Here is a 16,622-nt window from a genome sequence, read left to right as displayed (position 1 = left end):
GATTACTTCACTCCAACGATTTGTAATAGATCACTCATTTTCTCAAGCATATAATCAGGCTCATGCTTCGCCAGCATTTCCGGCCCTTTAATCGTCCATGCGACTCCTGCCGTTTTTGTTCCGGCGTTTTTCCCTGCCAGCACATCGTGGTAATTATCTCCGACCATAATGGCTTCCCCAGGCTCGCTTCCAAGCTGTTTCAGCGCTAAAAGAACCGGCTCGGGATCAGGCTTTGCCATCGACACATCATCGAGGGTGACGACCGTTTCAAAAAATTCGCCGATCCCCGTCAGCTTGAGGCCCATATTGACAGTATCTCTTAATTTCGTTGTTACAATCCCTAATTTAAAGCCTGCTTTTTTTAATGCATCCAGGGTTTCATACACTGTTTCATATTCGGTTACGAGTGAATCATGCATGTCATGATTGTACGCTCTGTACATGGCGATCATATCATCGCATTTATCAGCATCCATCGAGGAGAATGTGTCAAAAAGAGACGGCCCGATAAAGGCGAGGACATCTTCTCGTTTATACTTGCTCGGGTAATAATGCTCCAGGGTATGCAAAAAGGACGCGATAATTAATTCATTCGTATTAATAAGCGTTCCGTCTAAATCAAACAGAATTGTCGTTACTTGTTTGTCACTCATATTGCTTCCTTTCCAACCGCTGAGGGTTTCCATTTTTTCCATGTATGCGCAATAACCATTGTCAGCAGCACTGCTGTGGTGACACGTATCAGAAGAAGAGGCCAGACCGGTATGCCGAGCGGAATAAAGACAAGTGTATCTTCCACGACCGCGTGGCAGGCAACAAGAAAAATAAACGCCAATGTCATATCCCGTCTGCTCACGCCGTCATCCTCGACAGCTTTGATCATAACACCCGCTCCGTAGGCCAGACCGATCGTCAATCCCGCCACCATCGTCATGGACGTATTTTTATTCATGCCAAGCAGCTGCGTAAACGGAGACAGCCACCTGGAAAAACAATGCAGCCAGCCTAAATCTCTTAAAAACTGAATGATGATCATCAGCGGGATCACAATTGCCGCAAGCTGCAAAACACCAAGTCCGGCTTTCGTTAAACCCTCGGCTAGCATTGCCAGCCAGCCGTCTGGCGCTGCACTCTTTGAAGCGATAAAACCGTACTGCGCCGTTTCCTGTCCGCCATGCCAAATGAGATTAATGACGATTGCTGACACAGCGGCCAAACCGATGCGCACCGCCAAAATAACGCCAATTCTGATGCCAACCTTTGCGGCAACTGTCGATTCGATAATCAAGTTATGACAGAATGAAAGCATAACAGCTAAAATAAAAACTTCCTTCACAGATAAATCCAATGTCAAAATCCCGGCAATTCCAGCGTACAGATTCAGCATATTTCCCAGCACAAGCGGAATAGCCGCTTCACCTGAAAGCCCGAACAGGCCCATAACCGGTGTGATCAGCCGTACCAGCCAATCCATGACAGGCGTATGCTGGAGCAAAGTGACCAATAGTGTTACCGGGAAAATGACTTTACCGAGCGTCCATGTTGTTTGAAGACCTGCCGCAAGACCAGTCAGAAAGATTTTCTTCATCCCTCATCCCCCTTTGTTGACGTCTACTCCGCGTACCGCTCCTTCGAGTACCCCTTGACCCGTCTGAAGATGATGGCTCCCACAGCCAAAACAATCAATACGATTGAAATTACCTGAGCGATGCGAAGTGCATCAGTCAGCATTAAGCTGTCAGTCCTCATTCCTTCAATAAAGTATCTTCCGATTGAATACCAAATGATATAGATCAAGAACAGCTCGCCTCTCCGCAAATTCGCTCTGCGCAGGAGCAGCAAAGCGATGACGCCGACAAAGCTCCAAAGTGATTCATATAAAAAAGTAGGGTGATAATATTGCCCGTTGATGTACATTTGATTGATGATAAATTCAGGCAGGTGCAGGCTTTCTAAAAAGGCTCTGCTGACTGCCTCGCCGTGCGCTTCCTGGTTCATGAAGTTTCCCCAGCGTCCAATCGCCTGGCCGAGCAAAATGCTTGGCGCGGCAATATCCGCAAGCTTCCAAAACGAAAGATTTTTCACTCTTGAAAATACATAACCAGTTAAAATGGCGCCGATTAACCCGCCGTGAATGGCAATGCCGCCCTTCCAAATCTTAATGATTTCTCCCGGATGTGCCGCATAATAATCCCATTCAAATGCAACGTAATAAATTCGTGCGCAAATAATCGCAATCGGAATGGCAAACAGGACAAGATCGATAAACGTGTCTTTCTGCAGCCCCCGTTTCTCACTTTCCCTCATCGCAATCCAAAGCCCTAGCAAAGCGCCGAGACCGATAATGATTCCGTACCAATGGACGGCTAACGGCCCCAGCTGAAAAGCTATCGGATTGAGTGGTTCTATCGCTTCATTCATTTAACGCCAACTCCTATTCGTCTTGTTCGCCGTCTTCAATGACGTCCGCCAGCTTGTTTGTAAATTGCTCAGCGGCGTTCAGACCCATCCGCTTCAATCTGAAGTTCATCGCTGCCACCTCGATGATGACTGCGAGATTTCGGCCCGGACGGACCGGAATCGTCAGTTTTGTAATTTCTGTATCAATGATTTTCATGGTTTCTTCCTCAAGTCCGAGACGGTCGTATTGCTTGCCCTGCTCCCAGAGTTCAAGATTCATGACAATCGTAATTCGTTTATTGCTTCTGACCGCGCCGGCACCAAACAGGGTCATCACGTTGATAATGCCAAGCCCCCTGATTTCAAGGAGATGCTCAATTAATTCAGGCGCGTTTCCGACAAGGGTATCCTGATCCTCCTGACGAATTTCAACGCAATCATCGGCAACGAGGCGGTGCCCCCTTTTCACAAGCTCCAGTGCGGTTTCACTTTTCCCGACGCCGCTTTTTCCCGTAATCAGCACGCCGACACCGTAAATATCGACAAGTACGCCATGAATCGCTGTAGTAGGCGCCAGACGGCTCTCAAGAAAATTGGTTAAACGGCTTGACAGCCTTGTCGTTTTCAGCGGCGATCTGAGGACAGGCACGCCGTTTTTCTCGGAAGCGTCAATCAGCTCCTGCGGGATAGGCATATCTCTGGAAAGAATAATAGCTGGTGTTACATCAGTGCACAGAGAATCCATTCGCTGCTTTTTATCCTCTTCCGGCAGCTGTTCAAAGAAAGAAAGCTCTGTTTTTCCGAGAAGCTGCACGCGCTCTCTCGGATAATATGTAAAATATCCGGCAATTTCAATGCCTGGTCTTGATAAGTCACTCATTGTAATCGGGCGGTTAACCCCTTCTTCTCCGCTGATTAATTCCAAATTGAACTGTTCCATTACGTCTTTTGTGCGAACCTTTGCCACGATATGTTCCTCCTGTTCCGGGCTGCCCCGAGCTTGCTCACAATACTTTCATTTTATCACTTTCGGGCTTGAACCTAAAACAGATTTTATAAAAGACGGGAAAACACCTCAGCTGGTCTAGATCACTAGTCTGAAAAGGGGTAAAATAAATGTATTCATATTCCAGAAAGGCGGATCACCTATGGCAGAAAGTCTTCTTATCAAAGGCATCGCGATCGTGACAGAAAATGAAGTAATCAAAAATGGCTATGTCGGAATCAATGGCGGAAAAATCAGCACAGTTTCAACAGAACGGCCTAAAGAGTCTTACTCAAAAGAGATTCAAGCACCGGCAGATTCCGTTTTGCTTCCCGGGATGATTGACATTCATATTCACGGCGGCTATGGCGCAGATACGATGGATGCAAGCTTTTCCGCCCTCGACACCATGTCCTCAAGACTTCCAGAAGAAGGCACGACGAGCTTTTTAGCAACAACCATTACCCAGGAACATGGGCACATTTCCCAAGCTTTGGTGAATGCAAGAGATTGGAAAGCAGCTGAAGAATCCTCTTTATTAGGCGCTGAACTGCTCGGCATTCATTTGGAGGGGCCCTTTGTTTCACCTAAAAGAGCCGGAGCGCAGCCAAAGGAATGGATCAGGCCTTCGGATGTTGCGCTTTTCAAAAAGTGGCAGCAGGAGGCGGGCGGACTGATCAAAATCGTCACACTTGCGCCGGAGGAGGATCAGCATTTTGAACTGATCCGCTATTTGAAAGACGAATCGATTATCGCGTCGATGGGGCACACAGATGCCGACTCCGCATTACTGTCGGAGGCCGCGAAAGCAGGCGCGAGCCATATGACCCATCTTTACAACGCGATGAGCCCGTTTCATCACCGAGAGCCCGGAGTGATCGGAACGGCGCTAGCCCATGATGGGTTTGTGACAGAGCTTATCGCCGACGGCATCCACTCCCATCCTTTAGCGGCAAAGCTTGCTTTTTTGGCAAAAGGCAGCAGCAAGCTCATTTTAATTACCGATTCCATGAGGGCAAAAGGCCTGAAAGATGGTGTATACGAGTTCGGCGGCCAAAGTGTGACGGTAAGAGGAAAGACAGCTCTTCTTTCCGACGGAACACTTGCCGGGTCGATCCTCAAAATGAACGAAGGCGCACGGCATATGCGTGAGTTTACAAATTGCTCTTGGATGGATATAGCTAATATAACTTCTGCAAACGCGGCCAAACAGCTGGGCATCTTTGACCGAAAAGGGAGTGTGACAGAGGGAAAAGATGCGGATCTTGTGATTGTCAGCAGTGATTGCGAGGTGATTCTCACCATCTGCCGCGGAAACATTGCATTTATATCCAAGGAGGCTGACCAGATATGAAAGTAGTTGAATGTCAAACATATGAAGAGCTAAGCCAAAAAGCAGCCAGAATAGCGGCAGACACAATCAAGGAAAAACCTGACGCCGTTCTCGGTTTAGCAACAGGCGGCACACCGGAAGGCACGTATCGCGAGCTGATCCGCCTGCACCAAACTGAGAATCTTTCATTTAAAAACGTCACCACGGTTAATTTGGATGAATACGCCGGACTTTCAAGCGATGATCCGAACAGCTATCACTACTATATGAATTCTCGTTTTTTTCAGCATATCGACAGCCAGCCAAGCCGGCATTTTATTCCCAATGGAAATGCAGACGACCTGGAAGCCGAATGCAGGCGGTACGAACAACTAGTCGAATCCATTGGCGGCACTGACATTCAGCTTCTCGGCATCGGCCGAAACGGACATATCGGCTTCAACGAACCGGGAACGCCTTTCAAGTCGCGAACACACGTTGTGACATTAAATGAACAAACCCTCCAGGCGAATGCCAGATATTTTTCTTCAATAGACAGTGTGCCGAAAAAAGCACTCACAATGGGAATCCAGACGATTCTCTCAAGCAAGCGCATTCTGCTGCTTATTTCCGGCAAAAGCAAAGCGGAAGCTGCGAGAAAGCTGTTAGAAGGAGACGTAAGCGAAGATTTCCCAGCATCGGCTTTGCACCTGCACCCCGATGTTACGATTTTGATTGATCGTGAAGCCGCGGCATTAAGACCTTGAAAGGAACATGCTGACTTATGAATATCGATAAACAATCGCCTATTCCGATTTATTATCAGATTATGGAGCAATTAAAAGCCCAAATTAAGAGCGGAGAGCTGCAGCCAGATATGCCTCTTCCCTCCGAGCGTGAATATGCCGAACAATTCAGAATCAGCCGGATGACGGTTCGCCAGGCGCTTTCTAATTTAGTCAATGAAGGCTTTCTTTATCGCCTGAAAGGACGGGGCACCTTTGTCAGCAAGCCAAAAATGGAACAAGCACTCCAAGGGCTTACAAGCTTTACCGAGGATATGAAAAGCCGCGGGATGACACCGGGCAGCAGGCTCATTGACTACCAGCTTATTGAGTCAACTGAGGAGCTCGCAGCTTTATTAGGCTGCGGGCATCCCTCTCCTATCCATAAAATCACTCGAGTGCGGCTGGCAAATGATATTCCGATGGCAATTGAATCCTCGCATATTCCGTTCGAGCTTGCGGGTGAATTAAACGAATCGCATTTTCAGTCGTCGATTTACGAGCATATTGAAAAGTACAACAGCATCCCGATTTCCCGTGCAAAACAGGAGCTTGAACCAAGCGCTGCAACATCGAAAGAAGCAAGCATTCTTGGCATTCAAAAAGGGGCGCCTGTCCTGTTAATCAAACGAACAACGTATTTACAGAACGGAACTGCTTTTGAACATGCAAAATCAGTATACAGAGGCGACCGTTATACATTTGTCCACTATATGGACCGGCTTTCATAAAAAAATCTCCAACCCTTTTTAAGGATTGGAGACATGGCGAAAATCTAACTGGTCTGGCGCCGGACGATATGTCTCTTTTTTCGTCTTGAACTTCCAGATCGGTGATTTCGTTTTGCCGTTAAAGCTGTCTTCCACAATGGTGTACCAATAATAAACAGAGTGCGGTTCAAGATCATCCCAGCGGAATTCAGCGGTATCCCCGCTCTTCACTTGCTCCCGTTTTCCGAGCTCTTCATTGGTATATACATTACATTCAAAATAATCGGTTTCCACCTTTTTGACCCTCGGCTTCAAATCAAGCGAAAGCGAAAACTCATCCTTGTTGCCGTAGGTATCCGTATCATAGTAGTTTTTATCTTGTAAATGCGGAGAGTACGTCGACACATGCACCATATCATTCGCCTGGTCAAACTGCAGCAAACGCAAATACCCTTGTCCGCCTTCTGGCCCGCCCTGATAATCGGCCAGCATTTGATGCACGAGGCGATCCGGTTTTCCATCACCATCATCATCCAGCTCATCAGTTTTTCTCATCGCACTATGATAATGCCCGCTTAACACCATCACCACATTCGGATTCGGCTTCACGACTTTTTTGAATATCTTCTCTCCGATCGGGCTTCTGTTTCCGCTGACCAGCAAATACTCATGAAAAGCTAAAACAGCCATCCGGTCAGGATGCTTCTTTAGCACTTGATTCATCCACGCGATGTCTTCATCCGTAATGCCCCATCCCATGTACAGCATGATATAATCATTGCCGTTGCTCGAAATTAAGTCATAATGTCCGCGGTTATTTTTATAAGAACCGCCATAATGCAATTTTTTATCAAAACGATGACTGCCAAAGTATTTGCCAAACGCCCTGTAGGAGCCGTCCTTATGCCCGACATCGTGGTTACCTGCCAGCACGCCGTAAGGAATCCCGCTTTTATCCAGAACAGACATTGACCGATCAGCGTTTTTCCACTGTCTGATATCGGCAGAATCATCTACAATATCACCCGTGTGAAACACATATTTGATATTGAGCTGCTTTTGATTATTTTTGATCCATGCGGTCTGTTTATCAAAAATATGCGGATAGCTTTCCGCGTAATACTGTGTATCGGACATCCAGGCAAATGTGTACATATCCTTCGCAGGAGGAATTTCATCCTGCACAATCACATTCATCTTCGACTTCCGCACAAAATCGGAGGCGATTACTGACGCCTTCAGCGTAAACGGTTTGTGATCCTTGGCAACGAAGCTGTCAACCGGCTGCCACTCTTTTGTCCGATAATTCCAAGCATACATCGTCACCTTTCTTCCCGGCAAAGAACTTCCCTTCCAGACCGCTTCCGCCAAGTCATTCTCATCAACTGACGGATCAACGGTCACTTCAAAGCGATGATAAGGGAAAAGCTCCTTCTTTTCTGTCGATACTGTTTTTCCGTCAGCAGCAGATACCCGCTCCAATTCTTTATTCGTAAAGGGGGTCTCGCTTTCCGGCACAAAGCTTTTCGGCGGTTCAGTCAGTGACGCGTGCTTGAATATTTTCACATTGTTTCGTGCTGTATATTGAAATCCTCTATAAAAAGCGACATCCATGGGGTCATCCGTCGGATCCTTCACCCGCACAGAAAGCTTAGCCCTATGCGTATCGGCTTCGCTGTCTATGACCTCCGGCTGATCCGGATGCTCACGTTCTGTTTTAAACGTCCGCTCAATGATTGTTTTATTGCCCGCGAGGTCCGTTGCGGTTATTTTTAGAGAATGTTTTCCCGGCAAAAGTTCAGAAGATGACGTATGGTAGGGAAGTGTAATGCTCTCACCATCTAAAGACGCCTCCGCTTCCTCAATTTTGCTCCATTTATCATACATATCCGCCTGCAGGATGAGATTTCCTTTGTACGTTTGTCCCTCGGTGATATTCGGCTCGATATGCGGCCCCGAATTATCTACACGCACAACCAAGCTTACATTTTCCTTGCCGTCGCTTGCTTGAATATGGTGAGCGCCTTCAGAAAGCTTTGATGTATCCCACTTCAGCAACTGTGACGTAAACAGTCCGTCAGGAAGATTGAATTGAAATTGCCAGCTTTTATTCGAGCGCTGATTATCTCCAATAAAGAGTTCCTTCTCAGGAGAAACCCTCTGATCCCTGATCACCGTCCCATCCGATAACACTAATCGAGCGTTTTTGACTAAGAAATCATCACGGTTTTCAGCCGTATCAAATGGAGACACCTTTGAACCTGATCGTATCGTAATACGCTGCAGCTGCTTCCCTTTACGGAGCAGCAACTCTGGTAAGGGAACAGAATAGGTGCGGTATTTATTTGTTGTATCATCAAATACCTTTAACACTTTGCCTTCCATCGTTACCGCGTTTTTAAAGTAAAGATTCGTTTTTCTCGTATCGAACGCAAAATACACTTCTTTTTCCATAGCGGGCTCTGTCACTTGTTTTTTTCCGTCTATCCACAGCTTAATGCTGTTAGTGCGCCCGTCTGTTGTCGCTTTGAGAAACTGAGTCCCCGATAGCGTGTCTCTGTTTTCAATGTTCATCCGCAAACCGTGCGATTTGCTTGTTTGTTTAATATCAATCATTTTGACCGGCGTTCTCGCCTCATTGATTCCGTCCCCTGCTGCCACGTAATACTCAAGCTGATCCTTCCCGATCAGTTCAGGCGAATACACAATATAATGGTAGAGATTGTCGTTGCGGTCTTTTTCAGCGAGAATGCGCTTAAACGGTTTGTTTTCATCTGTCCGATAGTAGAAGGCCGCTGTTTTCACAAGACTGCGGTCCCGTATATCAGCCCGCAGCTCAATGCTTTCTGCGGGGCGAACAGGCTTGCGGTCAGTCAAATCCTCAATGACCGGCTTTTCTTTATCAAGCTTAATTTTTCGTTTCTGCTCAGGAACTTGCGCCTGTAATACCGTTCCCGGGGACGGATTTTTTTCTCCGATTGAGATATTGAGAAGTTCTGCGGTTCCGTCCAGCGGATACTTGTAAAGCACAGATGACAGCCGGCGCAGCGCATGTTTCCGATAATGCGCGACCGAAATATCTTTTCCTGTATTCGTTGATATCACAACTGACCGCGGCCTGGTATTGGCCATCCCCTCTGTCTCTTCTAATACCGCGAGATTTTTCCCTTCCGTTAATTGTGTCTGGTAATATCGATTGAAATCCTCCGCCGTCAATTCTGGATGCCCGGCAGGCTTCAGCCAAACCACAAAAGTTTCGCCGGATGGAATGGTGATCCTTTCATCCGGTCTCCAAATCAGATCGGAGTCAGGCCCTTCTTTCGGATAGCGGTAACGGATATGATAGTCTTTAAAATCAATCGTTCTGTCAGTCGTATTATAAATCTCAATAAATTCATAACCGTCTGCACGTCCCGTGTTCTTCGTATCAACCGCTAGCTCTGTGATCAGAAGCTCCGGAATATGGGCGAGATCAGCCTGATATCCTTCAAGCTTCAGTTTCTTCGTCTCCGACTCGACCCGCTGCTTCCCATTGGTAATCACAATGTAATACTCAAGCTCACTGTTCCAAATCAATCGTTTCGGAATTTGCGCCAAAAACTTGTGAATCGCTCCGGGTGTCGGGTCCATCGGCACCATTTTGTAGCCCAGCTCATTACTTTGTTTATAAAAAAGAAAGGCAGAAAATGCTTGATACTCATTGTCACGCACTTGAGCCTCAATCATCAGATTGCTTTTCATTTCAGCTTTCACATCGATTTGAGGAGGATTTTCAAGCAAGGGTATGTAATGAGGCGTTTGGAATGGTTCCTGCTTTATAACAGGGAAAGCTTTCGATTCATGATGGCCGCCAGACAAAACTGAAAGAAAAGACAAGAACAAAGAAGCGATAACTGTGTATTTCCTCATCAAAACACCTCCCTTTTCACGTATTTTGCGTCTGAATAGGGAAGCTTATGAGTTTATTTTTGTGCAAAAAGAACAAAAAAGCGTCTGCCTCTTGAAAATTCCACTATTACCCAGTAAACTGAGGATAGTTAACCAGTTAACAATTAAATCAGAGAGGCAGATTGATGGACAACAGTATTCATGATGAATTATTTCAAGCTATACAACAATTCGCATTAAAAAGGGATAAACGCGTCTGGCAAAAGGTACAAATACCATCCCACAGCATGTCCTCAGCACATCTCGAACACCTCAAAAAAGACTGGACATTGACCCAGCTTCACATTGTTTCCTGTATACATACCAGCCAAAATGTGAACAACAGCTTCTTAGCATCCCGCTTACACATCTCAAAAGCAGCTGTTTCAAAAGCAGTTCAAGCTTTGTTGAAACACAATATCATCACAGTGACCAAAAAACCCGGCAACAAAAAAGAAATTTTTTATACGTTAACTGAAAGCGGCAGAGAACTGGCCGCATTACATGAACAGCTTCATGAAAAAGCAAAGGAGCAATACAAACAGCTCTTCAATGAATTTTCAATTGATGATTTAAAAACGGTGACTGCCTTTTTCAACTTGTGGGTCAAACATATGTAAAAAAAGCCTCACCCGATGGGAGAGACCTTTCAATCTTATTGAGCCCTGTCAAACGCAATATGAAGTGAGACGGGTCCGCGTGTATACAGACCGGACTCAGCATAACAAAAACCTTCCTCTAACCTGATATTCCGCATCTTATCCAGCACAATATTGGCTACAATCTCGATTTCGGTTTTGGCAAAAGCTGCTCCTACACAGTTATGGATGCCAGATCCGAAAGCGAGATGCCGGGCTGCGCCGCTAAAAGCGCTCTTGATGCCGAGATCTTCCCGATGAATATTAAACACGTCAGGATGTTCAAACGCTTCCGGGTCCCGGTTAGCTGCTCCGATCATACAAAAAACAATCGTATCCTTTTTGATTTCTATACCGCCGACCACCGTATCTTGGGACAGCTGCCGCGGAATCAGCTGAACCGGCGGTTTATAACGCAACGTCTCCGCAATGGCTCTCGGCACCAACGAACGCTCAGCCAAAACATCATTCATCTGCTCGGGATTGTTGAGCAAATGATATACCATCAGCGCCAGCGTCTTATCTGCCGGTTCCGTTGCGGCTAACAGCACATTGAGAATCAGTGCTAATATATCCTTGTCCGACATCGCCATGCCTTCATATTCAGACGTACACAGGATGGAAATTAAATCTGATCCCGGATTGACGCGGCGTTCCTCGATGACCGGCATCAAGTAATCGGAAAGTTGTTCGCTGCACCATAAAGAATGCGCCCGCGCTTCAGGAGTCTGAAAGATACTCGTAATAAAATCGGCAACTCCGCTGTGCCACTCAGCGATTTTTTCATGATCTCTTTTATCCAGTCCGAGCATGTCCATCGTGACACACACCGCAAACGTCTTTCCAAAATCATTGACGAGATCGATTCTCCCTTTTTCTAGATAAGGATCTAATAAGTTTTCTGCATTTTGCTTAATGAATGGAGACAGATGATCCAATGCGTCCCCGACAAAGCTTCTCACTACAATTCTTCTTTTTGCGGAGTGTTCTTTCCCATGCATTTGGGCCAGCACAGGGCCGCGCATGACCGGTTCAGCACGCTCAACAAGTGATTTTGTCGTAAAAATATCCGGATGCTGAAGGATATAGCGGACATCATGATAGCGGCTGATAAAATAACTGTCTATCGACTCTTCATAATGAACAGGATCTTCCTCCCGCAGCTGTGAAAAATAAGCATATGGATTTTCTTGAAATTGATCAGAAAGCACACTAAACAACTTAATTGATTGATTCATGTTTACTCCCCCTATCATCCTTCAGATGTGATCCGTGTTTCAGAAAGCATCTGCGCCGTTTCCTGCACAATGAGATACCCTTGATTAGGCCGCATACGAATAGAAAATTCATGGTTACTGATCTTCTCACCAAGCTTCCACGGACGATGATAAGCAAGGAGCGTCTCTTCCACCTCAAGAATATCCGGAGCTCCGATAAAAAACGGCAGCTCAGCAATGACATATTCCACAGCTAAATTCAGCATATCCTCACTGACTTCTTCCATCATCAAACTGATGCCGCGTGCACGCCCGATCATCGCTTCACGAGACATGTCCAAACAAGCATGCCGAAAATGAGGCTGCTCAAAAAACGCATGTTCAACTTCTTGTCTCATCAGCTGATAGGCTTTATTTTCTGTAAAATCAGAAAATGTATGAATCGCTTTCAGATCCCCGCCATGAGCCGCAAGAGCCCTTTCTGCAAATCTTCTGTTTCGTGATACCTCTTTTCTTACTTTTCGTTCAGCTTTGCCTCTGGGAGTTCCGAGCGCTTCAAGAAGATTAGCCGCCTCATGCCCCGCAAGCAAAACGGAAACGCTTTTAAATTCAGCAGTTGCCCATCCAATCAATCTGTAAATATAATCCTCAGAAAACCTGCTGTTAAATGGGCTGATCCCCACCAAAACATGCCGGCGCCGTTCAAATATTTCTCTGCAGTTTTGTGTCAGTGACTCAGCAGTAAAATCTACAGGCTTTCTTTCCGTCACCATTTCGGTCATCTCATTCACCTCTAAAAACTTATCCCGCTTTAAGTCATCACCCTCAAAAATGAGATGGAATAACTGGCACAACTGAACAAGACGAATGGCAGGCAGCACTTAAAGTTTCTAAGTGAATTATTTTAAGATTTAAAACTTCTTTTTCATTATTCATATCATGATCAATGTTTACTAGTAAACATTAGTCATTTTATCCCTTATCGTTCCACCCGTCAATATGAATAGTGCCTATTTTTTTGAAATAAATGTAAATGTCACATTTTTCACACACTTTTTACACTCCTGTTCAGCATGACATAACACCGGATAAAGTTTAAACATCAGCAATTGACAACGAAAGTAAGAAAAGATAAAATTAAATCGTTCACCAGTAAACAATTTTACTTATTGTTTCATCGTAAACTATTATTCCTCAGAAAGAAGGTAGCCTATGTCTGATCTGACAAAGCAAATGATATACGACATATATGTGAGACTGCTGCACCTTAATGAACAAAAAGCGAACACTTCACTTCAGCAATTTTTTAAGGAGGCCGCAGAAGAGGATGTGATCGATATCCCTAAAAACATGACAAGCATTCATGTCATTGACTGCATCGGCAAGCATGAGCCCATTAACAATGCGGGGATCGCAAAAAAAATGAACTTATCAAAAGCGAATGTAACGAAAATCAGCACAAAATTGATCACGGAAGAATTCATTAACAGCTATCAGCTGACAGATAACAAAAAAGAAGTGTATTTCAAATTAACCCGTAAAGGCAAACGGATTTTCGACTTGCATGAGAAACTGCATAAAAAAAAGGAGCTGGCCTTTTACCAATTCCTCGATTCGTTTTCACAAGATGAGCAAAATGCTGTATTGAAATTTTTAGAGCAGCTGACGTCTACACTTGAAGCAGAACAAACCGATGGGACTCCGGACAAACCTGTAAAGTAAACAAAAGGCGGTGTATTCTTTATGGCTCAAATGAAATCAAAAGCGGTATTGATCTTATACATTGTTTGCTTCAGCGCATTTTTTGCATCTTTAAGCCAAAACATTTATTCACCTATAATCCCGATCATTAAAGAATCGTTCCATGTTTCTGCAGCAATGGTGAATCTGTCAGTCTCCGTCTTTATGATTGTGACAGCGATTATGCAAATTATATTAGGGACCATTATCGATTTTAAAGGCGCGCGGTTTGTCTTGATTGCCGGAATTCTGGCAACGACAGCAGCCAGCATCGGCTGTGCGGTGACCACTGACTTTACTTTGTTTCTGATATTCAGAATGATACAGGCTGCCGGGTCCGCAGCACTGCCTCTCATTGCTGCCACAACGATCGGACAGCTTTTTACAGGCAGTGAACGCGGGAGTGCGATGGGAACGTATCAAATGCTCCTTTCCGCCGCGCCGGCTGTCGCCCCTGTCCTCGGCGGATTCATAGGCGGAGCAGCCGGATACGAAGGGATCTTCTGGATGCTCACGGCCATCTCTGTCGTTATGCTGGTTGCAAACAGCATGATTTTTCCTAAGGACTCTCCCGCAGGATCTAAGCAGCAAACCAAAGGCAATGTGTTCACTCATTACAAATCAATATTTACAAATCGAACAGGAAACGTCATTTTGGCCTTAAGTTTTGTCCTCTTTTTCATTTATTTTGCGGTGATCGTCTACCTCCCGATATTACTGACGGAGCATTATCATATTGAAGTGAGCATAGCAGGATTGTTATATTTGCCACTGGCGCTAAGCACGATCGCAGGTACGTTTTTGTTTAAAAGAATACAGGCAAAAATCTCGCTGAACACATTGTTTATCGGCAGCAATGCGGTCGCGGCCTGCAGTATCATGTTGTTCGCCGTTACACATTCCGTTTCTCTCGTTCTCATGGCTCTTACACTGGCACTGTTTGGCATCTCGATGGGGGTCATTCCTCCCTTGTACTCCACAATGATCACCAATGAATTTGAACACAACAGAGGGAGTGCAATCGGAATTTTCAACTTTATCAGATACACAGGCATGGCGGCAGGTCCGATGATATCTGCCTATCTGCTCACCATGATGCCGTCTGCCATGTCCTTTGGCTTCTTAGGCCTTGTATTTGCCGCATTGGGCTTTTGCCTTCTGCCTCAAATGTATCCGCCGCAGAAGCGCGTTAAACAAAAAAAACACCACATGTAAAAAAAGCTGCCTTCTGTATGGCAGCTTTTTTATTTCTTTCGCAGCGGCTCTAAAATGCCTTTTTGAATCAGCAAATGGAACACCGACAGGATGACGGATGCCCATATCGCTGTGCCAAAGCCGTCAATTTGAAAACTGTCACCCATAATGGACGCGGTCATCATCAGCGTGATGGCGTTAATCACAAACAAGAAGAGACCAAGCGTCACCATCGTGACTGGCAGTGTAAAGATAATCAAAAGCGGTTTAATCAGCACGTTTAAGATTGATAAAATGAGGCTGGCGATAATCGCTGCCCCGATGCTGCTGATATGGATGGAGTCAATGTATCCATCGATAACGATTAATAACAATGCATTTACCAAAATGCTGACTGCCCATTTTACCATGTCATTTCATATCCCTTTCTGACGGGACGATAAAAATCCAAATGATATAAATAAGCAAAACAGGGATAACACTTGTCATAACAGCTAAAATGACAGTTATGACTCTGAGGAGCGATGCGTCCCAGTTGAAATATTCCGCAAGACCGCCGATGACGCCGGCCATTTTCTTGTTTTTTTCTGAACGATAAAGCCTATTCATTCGATCACCTCTGTGAGTACTTTAGTTTGATGGCGCCTGTTAATGATTCTGAGAAGACGGTGATGTTTTGATCATGTGCCTGATTTGAAGTGAACATCATTTCTTTTTGAATGGTATCATTTTTTTCTTTCAGCATCTCAACATCCATTAATTCATGGGACAGCGAACCCAGATTGCTTTTGAGTTCCGCCTTCACTGCAAGATCGTCCGGAATCGCAAGCTCTACATTTCCAGTCGTCGTTTTGGTATAAATGGAGCGGCAGTCCGATTCTGTTACGTTAATTGCAATATTTCCGTTAAAGCTTTGAACGTCAATGGATTCGCTTCTCCCGCGGAGATCAATCAATCCGTTAATGGTTTCCGCTTCTATCGTGCCGCAGCTGTGGCCGGCAAGCTTAATTTGCCCGTTAGCTGTTTCAGCTATGGCTTTTTCAGCTGTTAAATGCGAGAACGACAGCACGCCGTTTGTCGTTTTCGCCGAGAACTCTTTTACATGTAAATGTTCCCCTCTGACCGGGCCATTAAACAGCTTCACCCGAATCTTATCATACTCCTTCTGAGGAATATACAAAGTCACATTCGTTTTCATCGTTTTCTTCTCAGTACGGATAAAAAACTTATTTCCTTTGATTTCACATTCAATATGCTGAAGAAATGCATGTCTCGCCGCATCCTGGCTGTCAGCGCGATATACCTTCGCCTGGCATTCCGCTCTGATATCCTCGTCTTCCCATGGGACGATATTCACACTGCCGTTGGCGATCTGAAGTTCGACACTTGAAAAGTCAGTATCTTTAAATTGAAAGATGTGCTGAACATCATACGCATGGCCAAAGTTCAAATCAAGGTCAACTTCCTTGACCTTTTTTACAGCAGAATCAATCCAGTCAAACAGCTTGGCTCCTAAAGACGGCTTACTGCTTTCTTTTTTTGCTGCTGAAAACGGCTCTTCCTCGTCATGTACATGAACTGAGAGCGCTGTGATTTTTTCTTCCTTTTCCTTGTAGTCGCTGTCAAGCTTTTCAATCAGTGTCAAAGCCTCTTGTGCTGTAAGCTTTCCTTCCTCCACGAGCTTAAGGATTCGTTCCTTTTCTTGCTTCATTGC

16 protein-coding genes are annotated in these 16,622 nt (G+C 45.3%); 6 read left to right on the top strand and 10 right to left on the bottom strand.

Going from position 1 to position 16,622, the window contains the following annotated elements; all coding sequences use genetic code 11:
• Window positions 1-2: 2 nt before the first annotated feature.
• Genes ppaX through hprK form a run of 4 tightly spaced genes read right to left on the bottom strand, consistent with a single transcriptional unit; the run spans window position 3 to window position 3,367 of the window.
• Window positions 3-653: a pyrophosphatase PpaX gene (gene ppaX / locus KHQ79_RS06590; protein ID WP_003235403.1), complete on the bottom strand. Its 651-nt coding sequence runs from the start codon at window positions 651-653 to the stop codon at window positions 3-5.
• The gene (locus KHQ79_RS06585; RefSeq protein WP_119914342.1) at window positions 650-1,588 is read right to left on the bottom strand and encodes a nucleoside recognition domain-containing protein; all 939 of its coding nucleotides are present in this window, start codon (window positions 1,586-1,588) and stop codon (window positions 650-652) included. The genes ppaX and KHQ79_RS06585 overlap by 4 nt, the downstream gene beginning before the upstream one ends.
• A gap of 23 nt (window positions 1,589-1,611) precedes the next feature.
• The gene (lgt, locus tag KHQ79_RS06580; RefSeq protein ID WP_003235405.1) at window positions 1,612-2,421 is read right to left on the bottom strand and encodes a prolipoprotein diacylglyceryl transferase; all 810 of its coding nucleotides are present in this window, start codon (window positions 2,419-2,421) and stop codon (window positions 1,612-1,614) included.
• Window positions 2,422-2,434: 13 nt separating this feature from the next.
• Entirely contained in the window at window positions 2,435-3,367 is a 933-nt protein-coding gene (hprK, locus tag KHQ79_RS06575) for an HPr(Ser) kinase/phosphatase (RefSeq protein WP_003235406.1), read from the bottom strand.
• 181 nt (window positions 3,368-3,548) lie between these two features.
• Here hprK and nagA point away from each other — a divergent pair, with 181 nt between their 5' ends.
• From nagA to nagR, 3 genes are read left to right on the top strand one after another with little or no spacing between them, the layout of a single operon-like run.
• Window positions 3,549-4,739 (top strand): N-acetylglucosamine-6-phosphate deacetylase, encoded by a 1,191-nt coding sequence (nagA, locus tag KHQ79_RS06570; RefSeq protein ID WP_119914343.1) that lies wholly within the window; start codon window positions 3,549-3,551, stop codon window positions 4,737-4,739.
• The gene (gene nagB / locus KHQ79_RS06565) at window positions 4,736-5,464 is read left to right on the top strand and encodes a glucosamine-6-phosphate deaminase (protein WP_225514494.1); all 729 of its coding nucleotides are present in this window, start codon (window positions 4,736-4,738) and stop codon (window positions 5,462-5,464) included. Before nagA ends, nagB begins: the two co-directional genes overlap by 4 nt.
• A 17-nt stretch (window positions 5,465-5,481) precedes the next feature.
• A complete protein-coding gene (nagR, locus tag KHQ79_RS06560; protein WP_225514493.1) occupies window positions 5,482-6,213 on the top strand; it encodes an N-acetylglucosamine utilization transcriptional regulator NagR in 732 nt (243 codons plus the stop codon).
• Window positions 6,214-6,231: 18 nt separating this feature from the next.
• Here nagR and KHQ79_RS06555 read toward each other — a convergent pair whose 3' ends face one another.
• Window positions 6,232-10,101 carry a lamin tail domain-containing metallophosphoesterase family protein gene (locus tag KHQ79_RS06555; RefSeq protein ID WP_225514491.1) on the bottom strand — a complete coding sequence of 1,290 codons (3,870 nt, stop codon included), beginning with the start codon at window positions 10,099-10,101 and terminating at the stop codon, window positions 6,232-6,234.
• Window positions 10,102-10,265: 164 nt separating this feature from the next.
• On the opposite strand from KHQ79_RS06555, the gene KHQ79_RS06550 reads away from it, so the two are divergent.
• Window positions 10,266-10,739 (top strand): MarR family transcriptional regulator, encoded by a 474-nt coding sequence (locus KHQ79_RS06550; RefSeq protein WP_225514489.1) that lies wholly within the window; start codon window positions 10,266-10,268, stop codon window positions 10,737-10,739.
• 35 nt (window positions 10,740-10,774) lie between these two features.
• Here the strand turns inward: KHQ79_RS06550 and cypX are convergent, their stop codons facing one another.
• Entirely contained in the window at window positions 10,775-11,995 is a 1,221-nt protein-coding gene (cypX, locus tag KHQ79_RS06545) for a pulcherriminic acid synthase (RefSeq protein ID WP_225514487.1), read from the bottom strand.
• 14 nt (window positions 11,996-12,009) lie between these two features.
• Window positions 12,010-12,756: a cyclo(L-leucyl-L-leucyl) synthase gene (gene pchC / locus KHQ79_RS06540; RefSeq protein WP_225514486.1), complete on the bottom strand. Its 747-nt coding sequence runs from the start codon at window positions 12,754-12,756 to the stop codon at window positions 12,010-12,012.
• Between the two features lie 430 nt (window positions 12,757-13,186).
• On the opposite strand from pchC, the gene pchR reads away from it, so the two are divergent.
• Entirely contained in the window at window positions 13,187-13,696 is a 510-nt protein-coding gene (gene pchR, locus KHQ79_RS06535; protein WP_003235414.1) for a pulcherriminic acid biosynthesis transcriptional regulator PchR, read from the top strand.
• Window positions 13,697-13,717: 21 nt separating this feature from the next.
• Window positions 13,718-14,929, top strand: a complete 1,212-nt coding sequence (locus KHQ79_RS06530) for an MFS transporter (RefSeq protein WP_225514484.1) — start codon at window positions 13,718-13,720, stop codon at window positions 14,927-14,929.
• A 29-nt stretch (window positions 14,930-14,958) separates the two neighbouring features.
• Here the strand turns inward: KHQ79_RS06530 and KHQ79_RS06525 are convergent, their stop codons facing one another.
• From KHQ79_RS06525 to KHQ79_RS06515, 3 genes are read right to left on the bottom strand one after another with little or no spacing between them, the layout of a single operon-like run.
• Window positions 14,959-15,318, bottom strand: a complete 360-nt coding sequence (locus KHQ79_RS06525) for a phage holin family protein (protein WP_003228066.1) — start codon at window positions 15,316-15,318, stop codon at window positions 14,959-14,961.
• Between the two features lies 1 nt (window position 15,319).
• The gene (locus KHQ79_RS06520) at window positions 15,320-15,517 is read right to left on the bottom strand and encodes a PspC domain-containing protein (protein WP_003235416.1); all 198 of its coding nucleotides are present in this window, start codon (window positions 15,515-15,517) and stop codon (window positions 15,320-15,322) included.
• Window positions 15,518-15,521: 4 nt separating this feature from the next.
• Complete coding sequence (locus KHQ79_RS06515) at window positions 15,522-16,619, bottom strand: DUF4097 family beta strand repeat-containing protein (RefSeq protein ID WP_003235417.1); 1,098 nt, start codon at window positions 16,617-16,619, stop codon at window positions 15,522-15,524.
• Window positions 16,620-16,622 lie beyond the last annotated feature (3 nt).

This window comes from Bacillus sp. TSO22, assembly GCF_020223595.1.
GTDB lineage: Bacteria > Bacillota > Bacilli > Bacillales > Bacillaceae > Bacillus > Bacillus inaquosorum.
The sequence above is the reverse complement of the archived record's forward strand: the minus strand, read 5'-3'. Positions and strand labels throughout refer to the sequence as shown.